Raw genomic sequence first — 22583 nt, 5'->3', positions numbered from 1 at the left:
TTTGATCACCACAGAAGAGGGCCGTCAGGGGGTGAAGGTTCCATGCCGGACATGTGGAGTTCACTCGCACGTGGGGCGGCGTGGGGTGGCGTCGGGCCGGGGAGTGCGGGGGTGGGTGCCGTCGTCGAGTGGGTTGGGTGGGTACACAACGAGGCCGGGCCCCGACGGTGTTGTCGTCGGGGCCCGGGCATCAAGCGGGTTCGTCAAGTCGCCGATGACGACTTGTCAGACGGTCGGTCGGCGAAGATCGCCACATGCCACGCGCCGCCTTCCCGCGTGACGGTCACCGTTTCCCGAAGGTCCTCTCCGGCCTTGGCCTCCGCCACCAGCTTGGCCGAGCCCACGTCCGGGCCGAAGTCGTAGTCGACGTTCAGATCGACGATCCTCAGATCCCGGCCGCCCTTCTTCGCGAGGATCCGCTGGGCTTCCTCCTTCGCCCGCTGATCCTCCGGGACGCCGCCGATGCGCATCAGTCCGGTGGCGTCGCGGGAGTTGAGGGCGTCCACGTAGGACTCCACCGCCTGCCGGGCCCCGTTGTCGTCTGCCGTGGCCGGCTCGTCCGATCCGCACCCGGTGGCCGTGATCGTCATGGCGACCACGGCGCCGAGCAGCCATCTGCGCTGCACTTCCCCTCCCTGGGTGGCGTTGCGTCGGGGCCATCGTCCCCGCTCAGGTGCGGTGGGCATACCACCAGGAGCCGCTGTAGTCGGCGACGATCTTCTTCAGGCTTTTGTTGTGCGTGTTCGAGGTGTGATACGTGAGGTAGGGGATCCCTCGGTACAGCTTGGTGACGACCATCGTGTGGTCGATGGTGTTGTCGCGGTTGAAGTCGGCCTGCAGAACGTCCGCGATACCCATGTGCCAAATGCTGCCGAGGATCTTCGTGCGCTTCGAGTGCTTCTTGGCGAACCAGTACCAGTTCTCGGCGCCCGCCCAGGTGTAGCTGGTCCACAACGTCGTCGGGCCGTAGAACCAGTACTTGTTCTTCTTGCGGTCGATCAGGGCGCCGCCCTTGGGGTCCCAGCCGCCCGCGTACACGACCTGGGAGATGAAGTTCGTGCAGTCGGTGGAGTACTTGCGGAACGCGTCGTTGTAGTTCCTCCAGTGCTTGTCGGCGTAGGCGACCATCTTGTTGTAGTTGTAGCGCGCGCCGGCGGCCTTGGGGGTGACGCTGACCATCGGCGACATCGGGGTGGAGCGGCCCTCCTTCTCCCCCTCGTCCTCCTCGGGCGTGCCGCCGCCGTCCTCCTCGACCACGACCGGCTCCGTGACCTGGGTGCTCGGCACCACGCCACCGCTCGTGTGGGCCTTGTCCGAGGCGAGAAGCCACTTGCCGTCGGCGGCCCGGTTGAACTTCAGGGTGTGGGGCAGCGAGTACTCCTCGTACTCCGGAGCTCCCGCGGCCACCTCCTCCTGCGTGAACGGCAGGTAGAGGCGGCCGTCCTCGACGATGTTCACGGTGCTCGTGTCGCCGTCCGTCGTCGCGTCGGTCACCGTGACGTCGACTTCGGCCTTGGTGTAACCGCCGTCGGCTTCCTTGTACTTCTGGCCCTTCTGGGCCAACGCGGCGAATTCGCTGCGGAGTCTGGCGGCCATGGGTGCTGTGGCGGCACTCAGCACACTGGGCGCCCCGGTCGCCTGGAAGGGGCGAGGGCCCGAAGCGGTGGTCACCGTCTCCGCACGCGTCTGCAAGTACGCTTCCGCGGTCTGCTTCAGTGCCGCGCTGTCGGGTGTGCTCTCGGACGCGCTGGAAGCCGACTGCGGCGCTGCGTCCTCGGCGAAGGCCGGGGCACCAAGGCCCAGTACGGCCAACGCGGCAGCGACCGTCGCGGCGCTGGTTCTTGTGCCAGGCACTCTGCGTTTCACATGTTCCCCCGGGTAACAGTCATTTTCGGTCGCCTCAAGGTGCCCGATATACGCAGGAGGCGCATAACTTCCGGACAGCTAGTGGCTTGATCATGTCGGGGAATGGCTGATTCCCGGCGGAGTGTGCGTGCATTTTCGGTCAGCCGGTTGATGGGGGAGGGGCGTGGACTGAGGGTGGGGCCCGGCAAGGGGCCCGGTGGGCTGGCCCCCGGGCCCGGCAAGGGGGCCCGGCCCGGGGGTCCGGCGGCTATCCAAACTGGCCGGGCTGGTAGTCACCGGCGGGCTGCTGGACGATGACGTTCACCCGGTTGTAGGCGTTGATGAGGGCGATGAGGCAGGCCAGGGCGGCGAGCTGGTCTTCGTCGTAGTGCTTGGCGGCGTTCGCCCAGGCCTCGTCCGTGACGCCACCGGCCGCGTCGGCGATGCGGGTGCCCTGCTCGGTCAGCTCCAGGGCCGCTCGCTCGGCATCGGTGAACACCTTGGCCTCCCGCCAGGCCGCGACCAGGTTGAGGCGGATCGAGGTCTCCCCGGCGTGCGCGGCGTCCTTGGTGTGCATGTCGGTGCAGAAACCGCAGCCGTTGATCTGACTGGCTCGGATCTTCACCAGCTCCTGCGTCGCGGCCGGCAGCGTCGAGTCCCCGATCACCTTGCCCGCCGAATTGATGTACCGGAAGAACTTGGCCGCGGCCGGGTTGCCGAAGAGGTTCAAGCGAGCGTCCATGGTGAACTCCCGTTCCTAGGAAGGCGGTTACACATCCCTGACGGAACGGGGCGGCGTGATGTGACATGAAGGAATGTGACGTGGCACACACCGCCGACCGCAGGCGCGTGGTGCTCGTCCAGGGCAGCGATCGTGGTGCTCCCCGGCAGGCCGGTGGCGATACCGGCCTGTACGGCGGGCGACGGCAGCCTCCGTCGGCCCCACGGTGATGCTCCTCGCCGACGTGACCGCGGCCGAACCCCGGGATCCCGGACCCCCGCGCAGACATGATCTTGTCACTGGATAGTCTGCCGCCCTTCATGCAGGCACCCCAGGAAGAGGTGTGAATGAGAACAGGCAGACGAACGCTCGCTGTGACCGCGTTGGCGGGAGCGCTGGCTCTCTCGGCGCTCAACGCCCCGGCAGCCCAGGCGGCGGACACGGGCATCACCGTGTCGGACATCGTCATCAACGGCGGCAAGCCGATCGTGGTGGGCACGTCGCAGGAGGTGAAGCCGTCCCTCAGCTTCAACGTCACCCTGCCGTCCGGCTACAGCACCGATGACCCGTTCCGGTACGACGCGTATCCCTTCATCTACCGCGGCGGCCTGAGGACGGCGACCGACACCGGGGAGAACTACATAGGGCCGGGCGTCTACACCTGCTACGAGCAGAGCTCCAAGAAGGCGAGCTGCGAGGGCAATCTCTACATCGATCCGCACCCGAGCCAGGAACACGTCGACTCCAACAGCGATGCCACCACGTGGAAGGTCGCCGTGTCGCTGCGCCTGTTCAAGGCCGACGGCGGCCTCAAGGCCGAGGAGTACGAGACGCGGTCCATGATCGTCCGGCTGAAGCGGGCGGCGAAGGCCACCGTCAACGCCTCGCCGGAGCCGGTCACCAAGGGCAAGAAGATCACCGTCACGGGCAAGCTGACCCGTGCGAACTGGAGCACCAAGAAGTACGGCGCCTACGGCGGCCGCACGGTCAGCCTCCAGTTCCGCGAGAAGGGCACCGACACCTTCAAGACGGTCAAGAAGGCCACCACCAGCAGCACCGGCGCACTCAAGACCACGGTCACCGCCTCCGCCGACGGCTCCTTCCGCTGGGTCTACTACGGCAACACCACGACCGGTCCCGCGACCAGCGCGGCGGACTACATCGACGTGCGCTGACACGGCGACGCGCTGACGCAAGCTCTTCCTGCTCGCTCCGTGGCCTCCATGAAGCAGGCACCCGGTGGGCGGTGAGCACCAGGTGGGTGGCGAGCAGTGCGCGTCGCGCGTGCGCTGGTCGACAGTGGTGTCGACGGGGGCCCGGACGCGTGGACCGTACGTCGGGAAACACCCCTCGCTACGGTGAACGGCGCCCCCGGTTTGACCCACGTCACCCCCGGGGTACTCTCTTCGGCTCGATTGGCCAGCCCCATGCCCCGTATGGCAGACTAGCGGGGTTGCTCGGTCGAGTGCCGATGCTGCGCGCCTCCCGCCGGGAGGACCGGAAGCGAGTCCCACAGTACTCGTCAGCTCCGTGTGAGCTGGACGTACGGGAATCTTCCGGGAAGTGTCAGCGGGGTACCGGCCAGGCGCCCGGTGGGCACGTGCCGCACATGGATGCAGCCGTCCCCGGTCCGCGGTTCCGGAAGGGCCCGCACTTCCCAAGCAGGGATGTACCAGATGGGACATCCATGTCAGCGGGAGCGCGACACGCCCGACCGCGTGGGTCGGAGAAGAGGCACGAAGAAGCCGGGTTCCAGAGCGTTACGAGAGACAGGACTACGAAGTAGCCATGGCGGGACAGAAGATCCGCATCCGGCTCAAGGCCTACGACCACGAGGTCATCGATTCCTCGGCGAAGAAGATCGTCGAAACGGTGACCCGCACTGGTGCGTCGGTCGCGGGCCCGGTGCCGCTGCCCACTGAGAAGAACGTGTACTGCGTCATCAAGTCGCCGCACAAGTACAAGGACTCGCGCGAGCACTTCGAGATGCGCACCCACAAGCGCCTGATCGACATCCTCGACCCGACGCCCAAGACCGTTGACTCTCTGATGCGACTCGACCTCCCGGCCGGTGTCGACATCGAGATCAAGCTCTGAGGCGCGGTGATCTGAAGATGGCTAAGCAGATCAAGGGCATCCTGGGCGAGAAGCTCGGCATGACGCAGGTGTGGGACGAGAACAACCGCGTTGTTCCCGTCACCGTCGTCAAGGCCGGCCCCAACGTCGTCACCCAGGTCCGTACGAACGACGTCGACGGCTACGAGTCCGTCCAGATCGCCTTCGGCGACATCGACCCGCGCAAGGTGAACAAGCCCCTCAAGGGCCACTTCTCCAAGGCCGACGTCACCCCCCGTCGTCACCTCGTCGAGATCCGCACGGCGGACGCCTCCGAGTACACGCTCGGCCAGGAGATCACCGCCGAGGTGTTCGAGGCCGGCGTCAAGGTCGACGTGACCGGCAAGAGCAAGGGCAAGGGCTTCGCCGGTGTCATGAAGCGCCACAACTTCGGTGGCCTCGGCGCCGGGCACGGCACCCAGCGCAAGCACCGCTCTCCCGGTTCCATCGGTGGCTGCGCCACCCCGGGCCGTGTGTTCAAGGGCCTCCGCATGGCGGGTCGCATGGGCAACGAGCGCGTCACCACCCAGAACCTGACCGTCCACGCCGTTGACGCGGAGAAGGGTCTGCTGCTCATCAAGGGCGCGGTCCCCGGTCCGAACGGCGGCCTCGTCCTGGTCCGCACCGCGGCCAAGGGGGCCTGAGGTAACCGATGAGCACTGTTGACATCCTTTCGCCTGCAGGCGAGAAGGCCGGTACCGTCGAGCTCCCCGCGGAGATCTTCGGCGTGGAGAAGGTCAGCATTCCGCTGATCCACCAGGTCGTCGTCGCGCAGAACGCAGCTGCCCGCCAGGGCACGCACAAGACCAAGACCCGCGGTGAAGTCCGTGGTGGCGGCAAGAAGCCGTACCGCCAGAAGGGCACCGGCCGCGCGCGCCAGGGTTCGACCCGTGCGCCGCAGTTCGCCGGCGGTGGCGTCGTGCACGGTCCCGTGCCGCGCGACTACTCGCAGCGGACCCCGAAGAAGATGAAGGCCGCGGCCCTGCGCCACGCCCTCACCGACCGGGCCCGCAACGACCGCATCCACGTCATCACCGGCGTGGTCGAGGGCGACACCCCGTCCACCAAGGCCGCCAAGACGCTGTTCGGCAAGATCTCGGAGCGCAAGAACCTGCTCCTGGTCGTCGAGCGCGCCGACGAGGCCGGGTGGCTGTCCGCCCGCAACCTGCCCCAGGTCCACATCCTGGAGCCGGGCCAGCTGAACACGTACGACGTGGTTCGTTCCGAGGACGTGGTCTTCACCCAGGCCGCTCTCGAGTCCTTCGTCGCCGGCCCGAAGAAGGCCAACGACACCGAAGGGAGCGAGGCCTGATGGCTACGCGTCACCCCAGCATCGCCTCGAAGGCGGCCAAGGCCGCCAAGGCCGCGCGCGTCGCCAAGGCGCGTCGCCACGCCACCGAGGGCAAGAACACCGTCGTCACCCCGGCGAGCAAGGCGTACACGGACCCCCGTGACGTCCTGCTGAAGCCGGTCGTGTCCGAGAAGAGCTACGCGCTCCTCGACGAGAACAAGTACACGTTCATCGTCGACCCGCGTGCCAACAAGACCCAGATCAAGGAGGCCGTCCAGGCGGTCTTCTCGGTCAAGGTCACCGGGGTCAACACGATCAACCGCCAGGGCAAGCGCAAGCGCACCCGCACCGGCTTCGGCAAGCGTGCGGACAGCAAGCGCGCGATCGTGACCCTCGCCGAGGGCGACCGTATCGACATCTTCGGCCAGGCCTCCTAACGGAGCGCCCTGGTCCGATATCGGACGAGGACTGAGAAATGGGTATCCGCAAGTACAAGCCGACGACTCCGGGCCGTCGTGGCTCCAGCGTCGCCGACTTCGTCGAGGTCACGCGGTCCACGCCGGAGAAGTCGCTGGTCCGCCCCCTGCACAGCAAGGGCGGCCGTAACAACTCGGGTCGTGTGACCGTCCGCCACCAGGGCGGCGGCCACAAGCGCGCCTACCGCGTGATCGACTTCCGTCGTCACGACAAGGACGGCGTGCCGGCGAAGGTCGCGCACATCGAGTACGACCCCAACCGCACCGCGCGCATCGCGCTGCTGCACTACGCGGACGGCGAGAAGCGCTACATCCTCGCCCCGCGCAACCTGCAGCAGGGCGACCGGGTGGAGAACGGTCCCGGGGCCGACATCAAGCCGGGCAACAACCTGGCGCTGCGCAACATCCCGGTCGGTACCACGATCCACGCGATCGAGATCCGTCCCGGTGGCGGCGCCAAGTTCGCGCGCTCCGCCGGTGCCTCCGTGCAGCTGCTCGCGAAGGAGGGCTCGATGGCCCACCTCCGCATGCCGTCCGGTGAGATCCGTCTGGTCGACGTGCGCTGCCGCGCCACCGTCGGTGAGGTCGGCAACGCCGAGCAGAGCAACATCAACTGGGGCAAGGCCGGCCGCAAGCGCTGGCTGGGCGTCCGCCCGACCGTTCGCGGTGTGGCGATGAACCCGGTTGACCACCCGCACGGTGGTGGTGAGGGCAAGACCTCCGGTGGTCGCCACCCGGTCAGCCCCTGGGGTCAGAAGGAAGGTCGTACTCGTTCGCCGAAGAAGGCTTCGAACAAGTACATCGTCCGCCGCCGCAAGACGAACAAGAAGCGCTAGGAGCGGGTTTAGATGCCGCGCAGTCTCAAGAAGGGGCCCTTCGTCGACGACCACCTGATCAAGAAGGTGGACGCCCAGAACGAAGCCGGCACCAAGAACGTCATCAAGACCTGGTCCCGTCGCTCGATGATCATCCCGGCCATGCTGGGTCACACGATCGCGGTGCACAACGGCAAGACCCACATTCCGGTGTTTGTCACCGAGTCGATGGTCGGCCACAAGCTCGGCGAGTTCTCGCCGACGCGCACCTTCCGGGGTCACGTCAAGGACGACCGGAAGTCGAAGCGCCGCTAAGCGCGGGGTGGAATGACCATGACAGACACTGGAAGGACAACCATGGAAGCCAGGGCCCAGGCGCGGTACATCCGCGTCACGCCCATGAAGGCCCGCCGCGTGGTGGACCTCATCCGTGGCATGGACGCCGCGGAGGCTCAGGCGGTCCTGCGTTTCGCCCCGCAGGCCGCGAGCGTGCCGGTCGGCAAGGTGCTGGACAGCGCCATCGCCAACGCCGCGCACAACTACGACCACACCGATGTCGACAGCCTCTTCATCTCCGAGGCCTACGTCGATGAGGGCCCGACCCTGAAGCGGTTCCGTCCGCGTGCCCAGGGCCGCGCCTACCGGATCCGCAAGCGGACCAGCCACATCACCGTGGTCGTCAGCAGCAAGGAAGGAACCCGGTAATGGGCCAGAAGGTAAACCCGCATGGGTTCCGGCTCGGTGTCACGACCGACTTCAAGTCGCGTTGGTACGCCGACAAGCTGTACAAGGACTACGTCAAGGAAGACGTCGCCATCCGTCGGATGATGACGTCCGGCATGGAGCGCGCCGGCATCTCCAAGGTCGAGATCGAGCGCACCCGTGACCGCGTCCGCGTGGACATCCACACCGCGCGTCCGGGCATCGTCATCGGCCGCCGTGGCGCCGAGGCCGACCGCATCCGCGGCGACCTCGAGAAGCTCACGGGCAAGCAGGTCCAGCTGAACATCCTCGAGGTCAAGAACCCCGAGACGGACGCTCAGCTCGTGGCCCAGGCCGTTGCCGAGCAGCTCTCCTCCCGCGTCTCCTTCCGCCGCGCCATGCGCAAGAGCATGCAGTCGGCGATGAAGGCGGGCGCCAAGGGCATCAAGATCCAGTGCGGTGGCCGCCTCGGCGGCGCCGAGATGTCCCGCTCGGAGTTCTACCGCGAGGGCCGTGTGCCCCTGCACACGCTCCGCGCGAACGTGGACTACGGCTTCTTCGAGGCCAAGACGACCTTCGGCCGCATCGGTGTGAAGGTCTGGATCTACAAGGGCGACGTCAAGAACATCGCCGAGGTCCGCGCCGAGAACGCCGCTGCCCGCGCCGGCAACCGTCCGGCCCGTGGCGGTGCCGACCGCCCGGCCCGTGGTGGCCGCGGTGGCGAGCGTGGCGGTCGCGGTCGCAAGCCGCAGCAGGCTCCGGCTGCCGAGGCCCCCAAGGCCGACGCTCCCGCCGCCGCTCCGGCTGAGAGCACCGGAACGGAGGCCTGACCGAAATGCTGATCCCCCGTAGGGTCAAGCACCGCAAGCAGCACCACCCGAAGCGCAGCGGCGCTGCCAAGGGCGGTACGCAGGTTGCGTTCGGTGAGTACGGCATCCAGGCGCTCACCCCGGCCTATGTGACGAACCGCCAGATCGAGGCGGCTCGTATTGCCATGACCCGTCACATCAAGCGTGGCGGCAAGGTCTGGATCAACATCTACCCGGACCGCCCGCTGACCAAGAAGCCTGCCGAGACCCGCATGGGTTCCGGTAAGGGTTCGCCGGAGTGGTGGGTCGCGAACGTCAAGCCCGGACGGGTGATGTTCGAACTGTCCTTCCCGAACGAGAAGATCGCGCGCGAGGCCCTGACCCGTGCGGCTCACAAGCTGCCGATGAAGTGCAAGATCGTCAAGCGCGAGGCAGGTGAAGCGTGATGTCGGCCGGTACCAAGGCGTCCGAGCTGCGCGAGCTGGGCAACGAGGAGCTCCTCAACAAGCTCCGCGAGGCCAAGGAAGAGCTGTTCAACCTCCGCTTCCAGGCGGCGACCGGACAGCTCGAGAACCACGGCCGTCTCAAGGCGGTCCGCAAGGACATCGCGCGGATCTACACCCTGATGCGCGAGCGTGAGCTGGGCATCGAGACGGTGGAGAGCGCCTGATGAGCGAGAGCAATGTGACTGAAGAGACGACCGAGGCGCGCGGCGCACGCAAGACCCGTGAGGGTCTCGTCGTCAGCGACAAGATGGACAAGACCGTCGTCGTCGCTGTCGAGGACCGCGTGAAGCACGCGCTGTACGGCAAGGTCATCCGCCGTACCAACAAGCTCAAGGCACACGACGAGCAGAACGCCGCGGGTGTCGGCGACCGCGTCCTCCTGATGGAGACCCGGCCGCTGTCCGCGACCAAGCGCTGGCGCGTCGTCGAGATCCTCGAGAAGGCGAAGTAATCAAGCGGGGGCCCTGAGCCCCCGCTGACCCCCGCTGGGGGCTCCGCCCCCAGACCCCCGGGTCGGCGGGGCGGGCCCCGGCCTGTAATTCCTGCGGGGACCATCCGCAGGACAGTTCCGCCAGGCTCGCAGGTTCGTCCGAAAGGGCCCTGCGGGAACCGGCAGACAACCAGGAGATAGACGTGATCCAGCAGGAGTCGCGACTGCGTGTCGCCGACAACACTGGTGCGAAGGAAATCCTTTGCATCCGTGTGCTCGGTGGCTCCGGTCGCCGCTACGCGGGCATCGGTGACGTCATCGTCGCCACCGTCAAGGACGCGATCCCCGGTGGCAACGTGAAGAAGGGTGACGTCGTCAAGGCGGTCATCGTTCGCACCGTCAAGGAGCGCCGCCGTCCGGACGGCTCGTACATCCGCTTCGACGAGAACGCCGCCGTCATTCTCAAGAACGACGGCGACCCTCGCGGCACCCGTATCTTCGGCCCGGTCGGCCGTGAGCTGCGCGAGAAGAAGTTCATGAAGATCATCTCGCTCGCGCCGGAGGTGCTGTAAGCATGAAGATCAAGAAGGGCGACCTGGTCCAGGTCATCACCGGTAAGGACAAGGGCAAGCAGGGCAAGGTCATTGCCGCTTACCCGCGCGACGAGCGCGTCCTGGTCGAGGGTGTCAACCGGGTCAAGAAGCACACCAAGGCCGGCCCGACCGCCAAGGGTTCGCAGGCCGGCGGGATCGTGACCACCGAGGCCCCCATCCACGTCAGCAACGTTCAGCTGGTCGTGGAGAAGGACGGCAAGAAGGTCGTGACCCGCGTCGGTTACCGCTTCGACGACGAAGGCAACAAGATCCGCGTTGCCAAGCGGACTGGTGAGGACATCTGATGACGACCACCACCATCACTCCGCGCCTGAAGACGAAGTACCGCGAGGAGATCATCGGCAAGCTGCGTGAGCAGTTCCAGTACGAGAACATCATGCAGGTGCCGGGCCTCGTCAAGATCGTGGTCAACATGGGTGTGGGCGACGCCGCCCGCGACTCCAAGCTGATCGAGGGCGCCATCCGCGACCTCACCACGATCACCGGTCAGAAGCCGGCCGTCACCAAGGCCCGCAAGTCCATCGCGCAGTTCAAGCTGCGTGAGGGCCAGCCGATCGGTGCCCACGTCACGCTCCGTGGCGACCGCATGTGGGAGTTCCTGGACCGCACCCTGTCGCTCGCGCTGCCGCGCATCCGCGACTTCCGTGGTCTGTCCCCCAAGCAGTTCGACGGCCGTGGCAACTACACCTTCGGTCTCACGGAGCAGGTCATGTTCCACGAGATCGACCAGGACAAGATCGACCGTGTCCGGGGTATGGACATCACCGTGGTCACCACGGCGACCAACGACGAAGAGGGCCGCGCCCTTCTCCGTCACCTCGGCTTCCCGTTCAAGGAGGCGTGAGCGAGATGGCGAAGAAGGCTCTGATCGCGAAGGCTGCTCGTAAGCCGAAGTTCGCCGTGCGCGGCTACACCCGCTGCCAGCGGTGTGGCCGTCCGCACTCCGTCTACCGCAAGTTCGGCCTCTGCCGCGTGTGCCTTCGTGAGATGGCTCACCGTGGCGAGCTGCCGGGCGTCACCAAGAGCTCCTGGTAATCCCGGTAATTCGGGATCCCGGAAGCTCTCGGTAAGTAAAGGGCTCGGTCAGGTGCCCCGCCCTCCATGGCTTAGGCTAGGAGGGTTGGGCGCCTGACGCCCAGACGACTTACTACGCCGTAGGTCCACCGCGCCGCACCCGTCCCGTCTCGGATCGGGGAGAGGGATGGCGCACCAGGAAACCCCGGCGAGAGAGGCCGAAGGCCAATTCATGACCATGACTGATCCGATCGCAGACATGCTTACGCGTCTGCGGAACGCGAACTCGGCATACCACGACTCCGTGACGATGCCGGCATCGAAGATCAAGTCGCACATCGCGGAGATCCTCCAGCAGGAGGGCTTCATCACGGGCTGGAAGGTCGAGGACGCCGAGGTCGGCAAGAACCTCGTCCTGGAGCTGAAGTTCGGCCCCAACCGTGAGCGCTCCATCGCGGGCATCAAGCGGATCTCCAAGCCCGGTCTCCGGGTGTACGCGAAGTCCACCAACCTGCCGAAGGTGCTCGGCGGCCTCGGCGTGGCGATCATCTCCACGTCGCACGGGCTCCTCACCGACAAGCAGGCCGGCAAGAAGGGCGTGGGTGGGGAAGTCCTCGCCTACGTCTGGTAGCGGAAGGGAACGGAGGAAACAGCTATGTCGCGTATTGGCAAGCTCCCCATCACGGTTCCCGCCGGCGTGGACGTCACCATCGACGGCCGTACGGTCTCGGTCAAGGGCCCCAAGGGCTCGCTGACCCACACCGTCGCGGCGCCGATCGAGATCGCCAAGGGTGAGGACGGCGTCCTGAACGTCACCCGCCCCAACGACGAGCGTCAGAACAAGGCCCTGCACGGCCTGTCCCGCACGCTGGTGGCGAACATGATCACCGGCGTGACCCAGGGTTACGTGAAGAAGCTCGAGATCAGCGGTGTCGGTTACCGCGTGCAGGCCAAGGGTTCGAACCTCGAGTTCGCGCTCGGCTACAGCCACCCGATCACCGTCGAGGCCCCTGAGGGCATCACCTTCAAGGTCGAGGCTCCGACCCGGTTCTCGGTCGAGGGCATCGACAAGCAGAAGGTCGGCGAGGTCGCGGCCAACATCCGCAAGCTCCGCAAGCCCGACCCGTACAAGGCCAAGGGCGTCAAGTACGAGGGCGAAGTCATCCGCCGCAAGGTCGGAAAGGCGGGTAAGTAAGCCATGGCATACGGTACGAAGATCGCCAAGGGTGACGCCTACAAGCGCGCCGCGATCAAGCGCCGCCACATCCGGATCCGCAAGAAGGTCTCCGGCACGGCCGAGCGTCCCCGCCTGGTCGTGACGCGCTCGAACCGCCACATCGTGGCCCAGGTCATCGACGACATCAAGGGTCACACCCTGGCGTCGGCGTCGACCCTGGACGCGTCGATCCGCGGCGAGGGCGAGAAGTCCGCGCAGGCCGGCAAGGTCGGCGCCCTGGTCGCCGAGCGTGCCAAGGCCGCGGGCGTCGAGGCCGTCGTGTTCGACCGTGGTGGTAACCGGTACGCGGGTCGCATCGCGGCTCTCGCCGACGCCGCCCGCGAAGCCGGGCTCAAGTTCTGAGCCGCTTGTAGCTAGCGGAAAGAGAGAGGTAATCCAATGGCTGGACCCCAGCGCCGCGGTGGCGGTGCCGGTGGCGGCGAGCGGCGGGACCGGAAGGGCCGTGACGGCGGCGCAGCTGCCGCCGAGAAGACCGCGTACGTTGAGCGCGTCGTCGCGATCAACCGCGTCGCCAAGGTTGTGAAGGGTGGTCGTCGCTTCAGCTTCACCGCGCTGGTCGTGGTGGGCGACGGTGACGGCACCGTGGGTGTCGGATACGGCAAGGCCAAGGAGGTGCCGGCCGCCATCGCCAAGGGCGTTGAGGAGGCCAAGAAGCACTTCTTCAAGGTCCCCCGGATCCAGGGCACCATCCCGCACCCGATTCAGGGTGAGAAGGCTGCCGGTGTCGTGCTGCTCAAGCCCGCGTCGCCCGGTACCGGTGTTATCGCCGGTGGCCCGGTGCGTGCCGTGCTCGAGTGCGCCGGTATCCACGACGTCCTGTCGAAGTCGCTCGGCTCCGACAACGCGATCAACATCGTGCACGCGACCGTGGAGGCCCTGAAGGGTCTGCAGCGTCCCGAGGAGATCGCGGCCCGCCGTGGTCTGCCGCTCGAGGACGTCGCCCCCGCGGCTCTGCTGCGTGCGCGTGCCGGGGCTGGTGTCTGACATGGCACAGCTCAAGATCACGCAGGTGAAGTCGTACATCGGCAGCAAGCAGAACCACCGTGAGACCCTTCGCTCGCTTGGCCTGAAGAGGGTCAACGACGTGGTCGTCAAGGAGGACCGTCCCGAGTTCCGCGGCATGGTGCACACCGTCCGCCACCTCGTGACGGTCGAGGAGGTCGACTGATCATGGCGGAGCAGAACCCGCTCAGGATCCACAACCTCCGTCCCGCCCCGGGCGCCAAGACCGCCAAGACCCGTGTCGGTCGTGGTGAGGCGTCGAAGGGTAAGACGGCCGGTCGTGGTACCAAGGGCACCAAGGCCCGCTACCAGGTTCCGGAGCGCTTCGAGGGCGGCCAGATGCCGCTGCACATGCGCCTCCCGAAGCTGAAGGGCTTCAAGAACCCGTTCAAGACCGAGTACCAGGTCGTGAACCTCGACAAGCTGGCCGCGCTGTACCCCGAGGGTGGCGAGGTCACCGTCGAGTCGCTCGTGGCCAAGGGCGCCGTTCGCAAGAACAGCCTGGTCAAGGTCCTCGGTCAGGGCGAGATCTCCGTGGCGCTGCAGGTGACGGTCGACGCCGTCTCCGGCTCCGCCAAGGAGAAGATCACCGCCGCCGGCGGCAGCGTCACCGAGCTCATCTGAAACTCTCAGGTGTGCCGATGACTTGAACGATCCCACCGGGGGTGCCCCACAAAAGGGGCATCCCCGGTTGGTCGTTCCTAGGGGGCGAGGTCGCCGGTAAGGTGGCCTGCACTGCCAATTTTTCGTTCGGATGTGCCCCGGCGGAACTCCGGACGGCGATTGGCTGTTGGTTAGCTGTTAGATACTTATTCGTCGAACCTCAAGACCGTCACCTCTGACGCAGTAGCGCGGGGGTCGCAGGAGGCACCGTGCTCACCGCGTTCGCCCGGGCGTTCAAGACGCCCGACCTGCGCAAGAAGCTGCTCTTCACGCTCGGCATCATCGTGGTCTACCGGGTCGGTACCCACATCCCGATTCCCGGTGTCGACTACAGGAACGTCCAGACCTGTATCGACGCGGCGTCACAGGGCAACCAGGGGCTGTTCGGCCTCGTCAACATGTTCAGCGGTGGCGCGCTGTTGCAGATCACGGTCTTCGCGCTCGGCATCATGCCGTACATCACAGCGAGCATCATTCTGCAGCTGCTGACCGTGGTGATCCCGCGCCTCGAAGCCCTCAAGAAGGAGGGCCAGGCCGGTACGGCGAAGATCACCCAGTACACCCGGTACCTCACGGTGGCGCTCGCCATCCTCCAGGGCACCGGTCTGGTGGCCACCGCCCGCAGCGGCGCGCTGTTCCAGAACTGCCCGGTCGCCAGCCAGATCGTCCCTGACCAGTCGATCTTCACGACCATCACGATGGTCATCTGCATGACCGCCGGTACCGCCGTCGTCATGTGGCTCGGTGAGCTGATCACCGACCGTGGCATCGGCAACGGCATGTCGATCCTGATGTTCATCTCGATCGCCGCCACCTTCCCGTCCGCGCTGTGGGCCATCAAGCAGCAGGGCGACCTCGCGGACGGCTGGATCGAGTTCGGCACCGTGATCATCGTCGGCCTGGTCATGGTCGCGCTGGTGGTCTTCGTCGAGCAGGCCCAGCGGCGCATCCCGGTCCAGTACGCGAAGCGCATGATCGGCCGCCGCTCCTACGGCGGGACCTCGACCTACATCCCGCTGAAGGTCAACCAGGCGGGCATCATCCCCGTGATCTTCGCCTCGTCGCTGCTCTACATCCCGGCCCTGATCGCCCAGTTCTCCAGCGGCACCTCGGGCTGGAAGACATGGATCGAGAAGCACTTCGTGACGGGCACCCACCCGTACTACATCGCGACGTACTTCGTCCTCATCGTGTTCTTCGCCTTCTTCTACGTGGCCATCTCGTTCAACCCCGAGGAAGTCGCGGACAACATGAAGAAGTATGGTGGCTTTATCCCGGGCATCCGGGCTGGCCGACCGACCGCTGAGTACCTGAGCTACGTACTCAACCGGATCACCTGGCCGGGTTCGCTGTACCTGGGGTTGATCGCTCTCGTACCGACGATGGCGTTGGTTGGTTTCGGGGCAAACCAGAACTTCCCGTTCGGCGGGACCAGCATCCTCATCATCGTGGGTGTGGGCCTGGAGACCGTGAAGCAGATCGAGAGCCAGCTTCAGCAGCGCAATTACGAAGGGTTCCTCCGCTGATGCGAATCGTCCTCGTCGGGCCGCCCGGGGCCGGCAAGGGAACGCAGGCCGCGTTCCTCGCCAAGAAGCTGTCGATCCCGCACATCTCCACGGGCGACCTGTTCCGCGCCAACATCAGTCAGCAGACGGAGCTCGGGAAACTCGCCAAGTCCTACATGGACAAGGGCGAGCTGGTGCCGGACGAGGTCACCATCGCGATGGCCAAGGACCGCATGTCGCAGTCGGACGCCGAGAACGGCTTCCTGCTGGACGGCTTCCCGCGCAACGTGAAGCAGGCCGAGGCGCTGGACGAGATGCTCAAGGCCGAGGGCATGAAGCTGGACGCGGTGCTGGACCTGGAGGTCCCGGAGGAAGAGGTGGTCAAGCGCATCGCGGGCCGCCGTACCTGCCGCAACGACTCCGCGCACGTCTTCCACGTCGAGTACAAGAAGCCGAAGTCGGAAGGCGTCTGCGACGTCTGCGGTGGCGAGCTGTACCAGCGCGAGGACGACTCCGAGGCGACCGTGCGCAAGCGGCTGGAGGTCTACCACACCCAGACCGAGCCGATCATCGACTACTACAAGGCCCAGGGCCTGGTGGTCACGATCACGGCGATGGGCAAGGTGGAAGAGGTCACCCAGCGCGCCCTGGAGGCGCTGCACCCCAAGGACGACGGCGACAAGTAGTCGTTGACAGTTGTGCTGCCACGGCCGCGGAGCCTTACAACGGGCGCCGCGGCCGTACTGTTGTGTACTAGCCGGTTGTGGAGATTACGGAGAGCGCAGGCCCCCATGGTGCAGATCAAGACCCCCGAGCAGATCGCCAAGATGCGTGCGGCGGGACTTGTCGTCGCCGCTATTCACCGGGCGACCCGTGAGGCCGCGGTGCCAGGGGCGAGTACGAAGGATCTGGACGACGTCGCCCGCAAGGTCCTCGCGGAGCACGGGGCCAAGCCGAACTTCCTCGGGTACGGCGGTTTCCCCGCCACGATCTGCACCTCGGTGAACGAGGTCGTCGTCCATGGCATCCCGTCCGAGGACGTCGTCCTGAAGGACGGTGACGTCATCTCCGTGGACTGCGGCGCCATCGTCGACGGCTGGCACGGCGACGCCGCGTACACCGCGTTCGTGGGCTCCGGCCACTCCGCGGAGCTGATCGAGCTCTCCCGGGTGACCGAGGAATCGATGTGGGCCGGCATCGCCGCCATGAAGACCGGTAACCGGCTGGTCGACGTCTCGCGCGCCATCGAGACCTATATCCGTCGCCAGCCGAAGCCCGGCGGCGGGCGGTACGGGATCATCGAGGACTACGGCGGCCACGGCATCGGGACCGAGATGCACATGGACCCGCATCTGCTGAACTACGTCGAGCGCAAGCGCGGCAAGGGGCCGAAGCTGGTGCCCGGGTTCTGCCTCGCGATCGAGCCGATGGTGTCGCTGGGGACGCCGAAGACGAAGGTCCTGTCGGACGACTGGACGGTCATCACCACGGACGGCACGTGGTCGTCGCACTGGGAGCACTCGGTCGCCCTCACGGAGGCCGGCCCGCTGGTGCTGACGGCTCCCGACGGGGGCCGCGCGAAGCTCGCCGAGTACGGCGTCACCGCCGCTCCGGATCCACTGGCCTAGGACTTGGCCCGGGACTGGCCCAAGGGTGGTCCCGGGCTGGTCGTCGGCTGGTCCAGGACCCCTCTCGCACCGGGCATGGCCCCGGCGTCGGAGCGGCCGTGGGGGGCGGGCCGGTGTGCTCACTCTGTGGGCGCGCGCCGGTGCGCCCCGTAACCGTCACAGGACGGGCGCTTAGTGATCTTTCACCTCGGGCAAACTTCCTCGATTCGTCTTTCCGAGGGCACTGACGTAGACTGACTCGTCGGCTCTCGTGTATCCGCATGTCCACGTGCGGTGAGCAGGGTCGATCAAGGTAGTCGATTCGAAGGGCGAAGCGTGGCCAAGAAGCAAGGTGCCATCGAGATCGAGGGCACTGTCGTCGAGTCTCTGCCGAACGCCATGTTCAAGGTCGAGCTCCAGAACGGCCACCAGGTCCTGGCACACATCAGCGGCAAGATGCGTATGCACTACATCCGCATCCTCCCTGACGACCGGGTCGTGGTGGAGCTGTCTCCGTACGACCTGACGCGTGGCCGCATCGTCTATCGGTACAAGTGAGCTCGGGCGGGTCTCGTACTCGCCCCGGCGGCCGGGAGGGTCGTCGCCGGGCAGGCTCGTCCTGTCAAACTCCCCGGAGTGATCCAGGGGAGTCTTCCTGTTCCCTCGGGAAGAGAACTCCAACGCTACAAGTAGATCTTTTCATCGCTTCCCCGGCCCGGTTGGCGGGGCGGCACTGACCCGGAGAACCTCACACCCATGAAGGTCAAGCCGAGCGTCAAGAAGATCTGCGACAAGTGCAGGGTGATCCGCCGTCACGGCCGGGTCATGGTCATCTGCGAGAACCCGCGCCACAAGCAGCGCCAGGGCTGACGCACGACCGAACCTCTGCATCCGCAGACATTCGCGCGACGCAAGCTGAATATGCAAATACGCAGGACCCGGATCATCTATCGGTGGTCCGACACCCCCGGTCGGAGGCCGGGGACCCGGTTCGTACCTGACACGGCGGCCGGGAGCCGGTTCTGCGGAAGACCTCCGACGATCAACTGGAGCCATTAAGTGGCACGCGTTTCCGGTGTCGACATCCCGCGCGAAAAGCGCGTGGAGGTCGCCCTCACCTACGTGTTCGGCATCGGCCGGACCCTCTCGCAGCAGACGCTGGCCGAGACCGGCGTGAACCCCGACACCCGTGTCCGTGACCTCTCCGAGGAGGAGCTGGTCCGGATCCGCGAGTACGTCGACAACAACATCAAGACCGAGGGTGACCTCCGTCGTGAGATCCAGGCCGACATCCGCCGCAAGGTGGAGATCGGCTGCTACCAGGGTCTGCGTCACCGCCGCGGTCTGCCGGTCCGTGGTCAGCGCACCAGCACCAACGCCCGCACCCGCAAGGGCCCGCGTCGCGCCATCGCCGGTAAGAAGAAGCCGGGCAAGAAGTAGTCCTCAGCGGACCTCGCCGTCCAGCGGTCTTCGCTGTAGGACCGACCACCTCCCGTAGGAGTTCGATACATGCCCCCCAAGGGACGCCAGGGCGCTGCCAAGAAGGTGCGCCGCAAGGAAAAGAAGAACGTCGCTCACGGCCACGCGCACATCAAGAGCACGTTCAACAACACCATCGTTTCGATCACCGACCCCTCGGGCAACGTGATCTCCTGGGCCTCCGCCGGCCACGTCGGCTTCAAGGGCTCCCGGAAGTCCACGCCGTTCGCCGCGCAGATGGCCGCCGAGTCGGCTGCTCGCCGCGCCCAGGAGCACGGCATGCGCAAGGTCGACGTGTTCGTCAAGGGCCCGGGTTCCGGTCGTGAGACCGCGATCCGTTCCCTGCAGGCCACGGGTCTCGAGGTCGGCTCCATCCAGGACGTCACCCCGACCCCGCACAACGGCTGCCGTCCGCCGAAGCGTCGTCGCGTCTGACGCCGGACGCCCGCCTCACGGGCAGTTTCGGGGGTGTGGGGTCTCCCCACACGGACCAGCCGGGCGGTACGGCTCTTCTCGGAGCCGTATCGCCCGTACCCTTGCAGTACCCGCACTCTCTCGGGTGCGGTTCCGTCGGACGTCAAATAGCGGGCGTCCACGAATGAAGGATCTGATCCACACATGCTGATCGCTCAGCGTCCCTCGTTGACCGAAGAGGTCGTCGACGAGTTCCGCTCCCGGTTCGTGATCGAGCCGCTGGAGCCGGGCTTCGGCTACACCCTCGGCAACTCCCTGCGCCGTACCCTCCTCTCCTCGATCCCGGGTGCCGCCGTCACCTCCATCCGGATCGACGGCGTGCTGCACGAGTTCACCACCGTGCCGGGCGTCAAGGAGGACGTCACCGACCTGATCCTCAACATCAAGCAGCTGGTCGTCTCCTCGGAGCACGACGAGCCCGTCGTGATGTACCTGCGCAAGCAGGGCCCGGGTCTGGTCACCGCCGCCGACATCGCGCCCCCGGCCGGTGTCGAGGTGCACAACCCCGACCTCGTGCTGGCGACCCTGAACGGCAAGGGCAAGCTGGAGATGGAGCTGACCGTCGAGCGTGGTCGCGGCTACGTCTCCGCCGTTCAGAACAAGCAGGTGGGCCAGGAGATCGGCCGGATCCCGGTCGACTCCATCTACTCGCCGGTGCTCAAGGTCACCTACAAGGTCGAGGCCACGCGTGTCGAGCAGCGCACCGACTTCGACAAGCTGATCGTCGACGTCGAGACCAAGCAGGCCATGCGTCCGCGCGACGCCATGGCGTCGGCCGGTAAGACCCTGGTCGAGCTGTTCGGTCTCGCCCGCGAGCTCAACATCGACGCCGAGGGCATCGACATGGGCCCGTCCCCCACGGACGCCGCCCTCGCCGCCGACCTCGCGCTGCCGATCGAGGAGCTCGAGCTCACCGTCCGGTCCTACAACTGCCTCAAGCGCGAGGGCATCCACTCCGTGGGTGAGCTGGTCGCGCGCTCCGAGGCCGACCTGCTCGACATTCGCAACTTCGGAGCGAAGTCGATCGACGAGGTCAAGGCGAAGCTGGCCGGCATGGGCCTGGCCCTCAAGGACAGCCCGCCCGGATTCGACCCCACCGCTGCGGCGGACGCGTTCGGCGCGGACGACGACGCGGACGCGGGCTTCGTCGAGACCGAGCAGTACTGAGCGCTCCGCGGGGAGGCCGTACAGCGTGTGCGGGGCCGGCAGTGGCTGGTCGTGCCCACGCGACGGAGTCGCATCGACACCACCCCGCACCCCTTCCAGGCCCCTTCGGGGGCCTGGATCTCCGACAGGTAACCGCCTGCTCGGATACTGACCCCGGTACCTGACACGGCCGGGGCAGACACACAGGAGAAAGAGATGCCGAAGCCCACCAAGGGTGCCCGTCTGGGCGGCAGTGCCGCGCACGAGAAGCTGCTCCTCGCGAACCTCGCGAAGTCGCTCTTCGAGCACGGCCGTATCACCACCACCGAGGCGAAGGCCCGTCGCCTGCGTCCGTACGCCGAGCGTCTGGTCACCAAGGCGAAGAAGGGCGACCTTCACAACCGCCGTCAGGTGCTCCAGGTCATCACGGACAAGAGCGTCGTGCACACGCTCTTCACCGAGATCGGCCCGCGGTACGAGAACCGTCCCGGTGGCTACACCCGCATCACCAAGATCGGTAACCGCCGTGGCGACAACGCGCCCATGGCCGTCATCGAGCTGGTCGAGGCGCTGACGGTGCAGCAGAACGCCGTGGGTGAGGCCGAGGCCGCCACCAAGCGTGCGGTCAAGGAAGACGCCCTGAAGAAGGAGGAGGCCGCCCCGGCCAAGTCCGACGAGGTCGTCGAGGACGCCAAGCCGGCCGAGGCCGCCGAAGCGGCTGACGAGAGCGGCAAGGACGCCTGAGCGTTCGCTTCGCGGTACTGAGCGGGTCCGCCCCTGTGGGGTGGGCCCGCTTTCGCGTTCCCGTGGCGGCTCGCCTAGGGCCTGTCTGGGGTTGTGATCTGGGCTCGCGGGGCGTGGCACGCATTCCCCCAAGCTCTCGGCTCCTCCCCCACTCTCGGCTGCGCTCGAGCGGGGGGACCCCATGAGCAGGGGCCCCCATCGGCGTTGCCGAAACGCCCTAGTAGCTCCTCCCCCACTTTCGACTTCGCTCGAGCGGGGGCACCCCCATCGAGGGCGTCCCGGCGCCTTGCGATCGCATGCACCACACCCCGCTCCCTGATCCAGATCACAACCCCAGACAGGCCCTTGCTGAGAGGATCCTCCCGTGAGTGATGAAGTACAGCCCGGTTTCGTGCGGGTGCGGATGGATCTTTCCTACGACGGGACCGAGTTCTCCGGGTGGGCCAAGCAGGCCGGGGGGCGGCGGACCGTGCAGGGGGAGGTGGAGGACGCCCTGCGGACGGTCACCCGGTCCAGGGAGACGTACGAGCTGACCGTGGCGGGTCGGACCGACGCCGGCGTGCATGCCCGGGGACAGGTGGTGCACGTCGATCTGCCGGAGACGGTCTGGCGCGAGCACCATGAGAAGCTGCTCAAACGGCTCGCCGGGCGGCTGCCCAAGGATGTGCGGGTGTGGGCTCTGCGGGAGGCGCCGACGGGCTTCAACGCGCGGTTCTCCGCGATCTGGCGGCGGTACGCCTATCGCGTCACCGACAACCCCGGCGGAGTCGACCCCCTGCTGCGGGGCCACGTCCTCTGGCACGACTGGCCGCTCGACGTCGACGCCATGAACGAGGCCGCCCGCCACCTGCTCGGCGAGCACGACTTCGCCGCGTACTGCAAGAAGCGCGAGGGCGCGACCACCATCCGTACGCTCCAGGAACTGAGTCTGCTGCGCGGCGCGGACGGCATCATCACCGCCACTGTCCGCGCCGACGCCTTCTGCCACAACATGGTGCGCTCGCTCATCGGGGCACTGCTGTTCGTGGGGGACGGGCACCGCGGGCCGGAGTGGCCGGGCAAGGTGCTCGCCGCCCGTGTGCGGGATTCCGCCGTGCACGTCGTGCGGCCGCACGGACTGACTCTCGAGGAGGTCGGTTACCCCGCGGACGAACTGCTCGCCGCGCGGAACAAGGAGGCGCGCAACCGGCGCTCCCTGCCGGGACCGGGGTGTTGCTGAGGAGTAGCTGTATGTCCCATGTGCGGTGATGTGAAACTCCGGCGTAACGCGCGCAACCCAATTGTTCCGGCGCAACGAGAGCACCTCGGTTATGGTTACCGAGTCCGGCCTTGAGTTCGATTTAGGGGTTGGCCGGGCCTTGGGTGGGGTAACAGGGGCCGTTCGGCCC

General features: G+C 66.8%; 35 protein-coding genes. 32 read left to right on the top strand and 3 right to left on the bottom strand.

Annotated features, from left to right (window positions below):
• Nucleotides 1-203 precede the first annotated feature (203 nt).
• The 3 genes from EF387_RS27150 to EF387_RS27140 all read right to left on the bottom strand — a co-directional run bounded on the left by EF387_RS27150 (nt 204) and on the right by EF387_RS27140 (nt 2587).
• On the bottom strand, nt 204-626 hold the full coding sequence (locus tag EF387_RS27150) for a hypothetical protein (RefSeq protein WP_128379215.1): 423 nt from the start codon (nt 624-626) through the stop codon (nt 204-206).
• 43 nt (nt 627-669) lie between these two features.
• Nucleotides 670-1854 carry an amidase domain-containing protein gene (locus tag EF387_RS27145; RefSeq protein ID WP_128379214.1) on the bottom strand — a complete coding sequence of 395 codons (1185 nt, stop codon included), beginning with the start codon at nt 1852-1854 and terminating at the stop codon, nt 670-672.
• Nucleotides 1855-2113: 259 nt separating this feature from the next.
• Nucleotides 2114-2587 carry a carboxymuconolactone decarboxylase family protein gene (locus EF387_RS27140; protein WP_128379213.1) on the bottom strand — a complete coding sequence of 158 codons (474 nt, stop codon included), beginning with the start codon at nt 2585-2587 and terminating at the stop codon, nt 2114-2116.
• 326 nt (nt 2588-2913) lie between these two features.
• Here EF387_RS27140 and EF387_RS27135 point away from each other — a divergent pair, with 326 nt between their 5' ends.
• The 32 genes from EF387_RS27135 (at nt 2914) to truA (ending at nt 22414) form a co-directional block, all read left to right on the top strand.
• Nucleotides 2914-3741, top strand: a complete 828-nt coding sequence (locus EF387_RS27135; protein ID WP_128379212.1) for a hypothetical protein — start codon at nt 2914-2916, stop codon at nt 3739-3741.
• A 613-nt stretch (nt 3742-4354) separates the two neighbouring features.
• Nucleotides 4355-4663: a 30S ribosomal protein S10 gene (gene rpsJ / locus EF387_RS27130; RefSeq protein ID WP_003948644.1), complete on the top strand. Its 309-nt coding sequence runs from the start codon at nt 4355-4357 to the stop codon at nt 4661-4663.
• Between the two features lie 17 nt (nt 4664-4680).
• A complete protein-coding gene (rplC, locus tag EF387_RS27125) occupies nt 4681-5325 on the top strand; it encodes a 50S ribosomal protein L3 (protein ID WP_128379211.1) in 645 nt (214 codons plus the stop codon).
• Between the two features lie 8 nt (nt 5326-5333).
• Complete coding sequence (rplD, locus tag EF387_RS27120) at nt 5334-5993, top strand: 50S ribosomal protein L4 (RefSeq protein WP_128379210.1); 660 nt, start codon at nt 5334-5336, stop codon at nt 5991-5993.
• The gene (rplW, locus tag EF387_RS27115; protein WP_128379209.1) at nt 5993-6409 is read left to right on the top strand and encodes a 50S ribosomal protein L23; all 417 of its coding nucleotides are present in this window, start codon (nt 5993-5995) and stop codon (nt 6407-6409) included. Before rplD ends, rplW begins: the two co-directional genes overlap by 1 nt.
• A gap of 38 nt (nt 6410-6447) precedes the next feature.
• Nucleotides 6448-7284, top strand: coding sequence for a 50S ribosomal protein L2 (gene rplB / locus EF387_RS27110; protein ID WP_128379208.1), 837 nt, complete (start codon nt 6448-6450; stop codon nt 7282-7284).
• Nucleotides 7285-7296: 12 nt separating this feature from the next.
• Nucleotides 7297-7578 (top strand): 30S ribosomal protein S19, encoded by a 282-nt coding sequence (gene rpsS, locus EF387_RS27105; protein WP_033528345.1) that lies wholly within the window; start codon nt 7297-7299, stop codon nt 7576-7578.
• A 42-nt stretch (nt 7579-7620) separates the two neighbouring features.
• Nucleotides 7621-7968: a 50S ribosomal protein L22 gene (rplV, locus tag EF387_RS27100; protein WP_030420835.1), complete on the top strand. Its 348-nt coding sequence runs from the start codon at nt 7621-7623 to the stop codon at nt 7966-7968.
• Nucleotides 7968-8795, top strand: coding sequence for a 30S ribosomal protein S3 (rpsC, locus tag EF387_RS27095; protein ID WP_055570325.1), 828 nt, complete (start codon nt 7968-7970; stop codon nt 8793-8795). The genes rplV and rpsC overlap by 1 nt, the downstream gene beginning before the upstream one ends.
• Nucleotides 8796-8800: 5 nt before the next feature.
• Nucleotides 8801-9220, top strand: a complete 420-nt coding sequence (gene rplP, locus EF387_RS27090; protein WP_128379207.1) for a 50S ribosomal protein L16 — start codon at nt 8801-8803, stop codon at nt 9218-9220.
• Nucleotides 9220-9444 (top strand): 50S ribosomal protein L29, encoded by a 225-nt coding sequence (rpmC, locus tag EF387_RS27085; protein WP_010036720.1) that lies wholly within the window; start codon nt 9220-9222, stop codon nt 9442-9444. The genes rplP and rpmC overlap by 1 nt, the downstream gene beginning before the upstream one ends.
• A complete protein-coding gene (rpsQ, locus tag EF387_RS27080; protein WP_128379206.1) occupies nt 9444-9731 on the top strand; it encodes a 30S ribosomal protein S17 in 288 nt (95 codons plus the stop codon). Before rpmC ends, rpsQ begins: the two co-directional genes overlap by 1 nt.
• Nucleotides 9732-9913: 182 nt before the next feature.
• Nucleotides 9914-10282, top strand: a complete 369-nt coding sequence (gene rplN / locus EF387_RS27075; protein ID WP_003998823.1) for a 50S ribosomal protein L14 — start codon at nt 9914-9916, stop codon at nt 10280-10282.
• A 2-nt stretch (nt 10283-10284) separates the two neighbouring features.
• Nucleotides 10285-10608: a 50S ribosomal protein L24 gene (gene rplX, locus EF387_RS27070; protein WP_128379205.1), complete on the top strand. Its 324-nt coding sequence runs from the start codon at nt 10285-10287 to the stop codon at nt 10606-10608.
• Entirely contained in the window at nt 10608-11168 is a 561-nt protein-coding gene (rplE, locus tag EF387_RS27065; RefSeq protein WP_128379204.1) for a 50S ribosomal protein L5, read from the top strand. Before rplX ends, rplE begins: the two co-directional genes overlap by 1 nt.
• 5 nt (nt 11169-11173) lie before the next feature.
• The gene (locus tag EF387_RS27060; RefSeq protein ID WP_049567381.1) at nt 11174-11359 is read left to right on the top strand and encodes a type Z 30S ribosomal protein S14; all 186 of its coding nucleotides are present in this window, start codon (nt 11174-11176) and stop codon (nt 11357-11359) included.
• A gap of 211 nt (nt 11360-11570) precedes the next feature.
• The gene (gene rpsH / locus EF387_RS27050) at nt 11571-11969 is read left to right on the top strand and encodes a 30S ribosomal protein S8 (RefSeq protein WP_007384075.1); all 399 of its coding nucleotides are present in this window, start codon (nt 11571-11573) and stop codon (nt 11967-11969) included.
• Nucleotides 11970-11993: 24 nt separating this feature from the next.
• Nucleotides 11994-12533 carry a 50S ribosomal protein L6 gene (gene rplF / locus EF387_RS27045; RefSeq protein ID WP_128379203.1) on the top strand — a complete coding sequence of 180 codons (540 nt, stop codon included), beginning with the start codon at nt 11994-11996 and terminating at the stop codon, nt 12531-12533.
• A 3-nt stretch (nt 12534-12536) separates the two neighbouring features.
• Nucleotides 12537-12917 (top strand): 50S ribosomal protein L18, encoded by a 381-nt coding sequence (gene rplR, locus EF387_RS27040; protein WP_128379202.1) that lies wholly within the window; start codon nt 12537-12539, stop codon nt 12915-12917.
• A gap of 36 nt (nt 12918-12953) precedes the next feature.
• Nucleotides 12954-13559: a 30S ribosomal protein S5 gene (gene rpsE, locus EF387_RS27035; protein ID WP_004984517.1), complete on the top strand. Its 606-nt coding sequence runs from the start codon at nt 12954-12956 to the stop codon at nt 13557-13559.
• A 1-nt stretch (nt 13560) separates the two neighbouring features.
• Nucleotides 13561-13743: a 50S ribosomal protein L30 gene (rpmD, locus tag EF387_RS27030; protein ID WP_128379201.1), complete on the top strand. Its 183-nt coding sequence runs from the start codon at nt 13561-13563 to the stop codon at nt 13741-13743.
• Between the two features lie 2 nt (nt 13744-13745).
• Entirely contained in the window at nt 13746-14201 is a 456-nt protein-coding gene (gene rplO, locus EF387_RS27025) for a 50S ribosomal protein L15 (RefSeq protein WP_128379200.1), read from the top strand.
• 248 nt (nt 14202-14449) lie between these two features.
• Complete coding sequence (secY, locus tag EF387_RS27020) at nt 14450-15766, top strand: preprotein translocase subunit SecY (RefSeq protein ID WP_128379199.1); 1317 nt, start codon at nt 14450-14452, stop codon at nt 15764-15766.
• On the top strand, nt 15766-16431 hold the full coding sequence (locus EF387_RS27015; RefSeq protein ID WP_128379198.1) for an adenylate kinase: 666 nt from the start codon (nt 15766-15768) through the stop codon (nt 16429-16431). The genes secY and EF387_RS27015 overlap by 1 nt, the downstream gene beginning before the upstream one ends.
• A gap of 105 nt (nt 16432-16536) precedes the next feature.
• A complete protein-coding gene (gene map, locus EF387_RS27010; protein WP_128379197.1) occupies nt 16537-17373 on the top strand; it encodes a type I methionyl aminopeptidase in 837 nt (278 codons plus the stop codon).
• A gap of 315 nt (nt 17374-17688) precedes the next feature.
• Nucleotides 17689-17910 (top strand): translation initiation factor IF-1, encoded by a 222-nt coding sequence (gene infA / locus EF387_RS27005; RefSeq protein ID WP_003948620.1) that lies wholly within the window; start codon nt 17689-17691, stop codon nt 17908-17910.
• 198 nt (nt 17911-18108) lie between these two features.
• Nucleotides 18109-18222, top strand: coding sequence for a 50S ribosomal protein L36 (gene rpmJ / locus EF387_RS27000; protein ID WP_003998809.1), 114 nt, complete (start codon nt 18109-18111; stop codon nt 18220-18222).
• Nucleotides 18223-18411: 189 nt separating this feature from the next.
• On the top strand, nt 18412-18792 hold the full coding sequence (gene rpsM, locus EF387_RS26995; protein ID WP_128379196.1) for a 30S ribosomal protein S13: 381 nt from the start codon (nt 18412-18414) through the stop codon (nt 18790-18792).
• A 69-nt stretch (nt 18793-18861) separates the two neighbouring features.
• Complete coding sequence (gene rpsK / locus EF387_RS26990) at nt 18862-19266, top strand: 30S ribosomal protein S11 (RefSeq protein ID WP_003956432.1); 405 nt, start codon at nt 18862-18864, stop codon at nt 19264-19266.
• 183 nt (nt 19267-19449) lie between these two features.
• Nucleotides 19450-20472 (top strand): DNA-directed RNA polymerase subunit alpha, encoded by a 1023-nt coding sequence (locus EF387_RS26985; RefSeq protein ID WP_003966937.1) that lies wholly within the window; start codon nt 19450-19452, stop codon nt 20470-20472.
• A 195-nt stretch (nt 20473-20667) separates the two neighbouring features.
• A complete protein-coding gene (gene rplQ, locus EF387_RS26980) occupies nt 20668-21195 on the top strand; it encodes a 50S ribosomal protein L17 (protein WP_128379195.1) in 528 nt (175 codons plus the stop codon).
• Between the two features lie 364 nt (nt 21196-21559).
• Entirely contained in the window at nt 21560-22414 is an 855-nt protein-coding gene (gene truA / locus EF387_RS26975; protein ID WP_128379194.1) for a tRNA pseudouridine(38-40) synthase TruA, read from the top strand.
• Nucleotides 22415-22583: the final 169 nt, after the last annotated feature.

The sequence above is a fragment of the Streptomyces cavernae genome (assembly GCF_004023625.1).
In the GTDB taxonomy this organism is placed as follows: domain Bacteria; phylum Actinomycetota; class Actinomycetes; order Streptomycetales; family Streptomycetaceae; genus Streptomyces; species Streptomyces cavernae.
The sequence above is the reverse complement of the archived record's forward strand: the minus strand, read 5'-3'. Positions and strand labels throughout refer to the sequence as shown.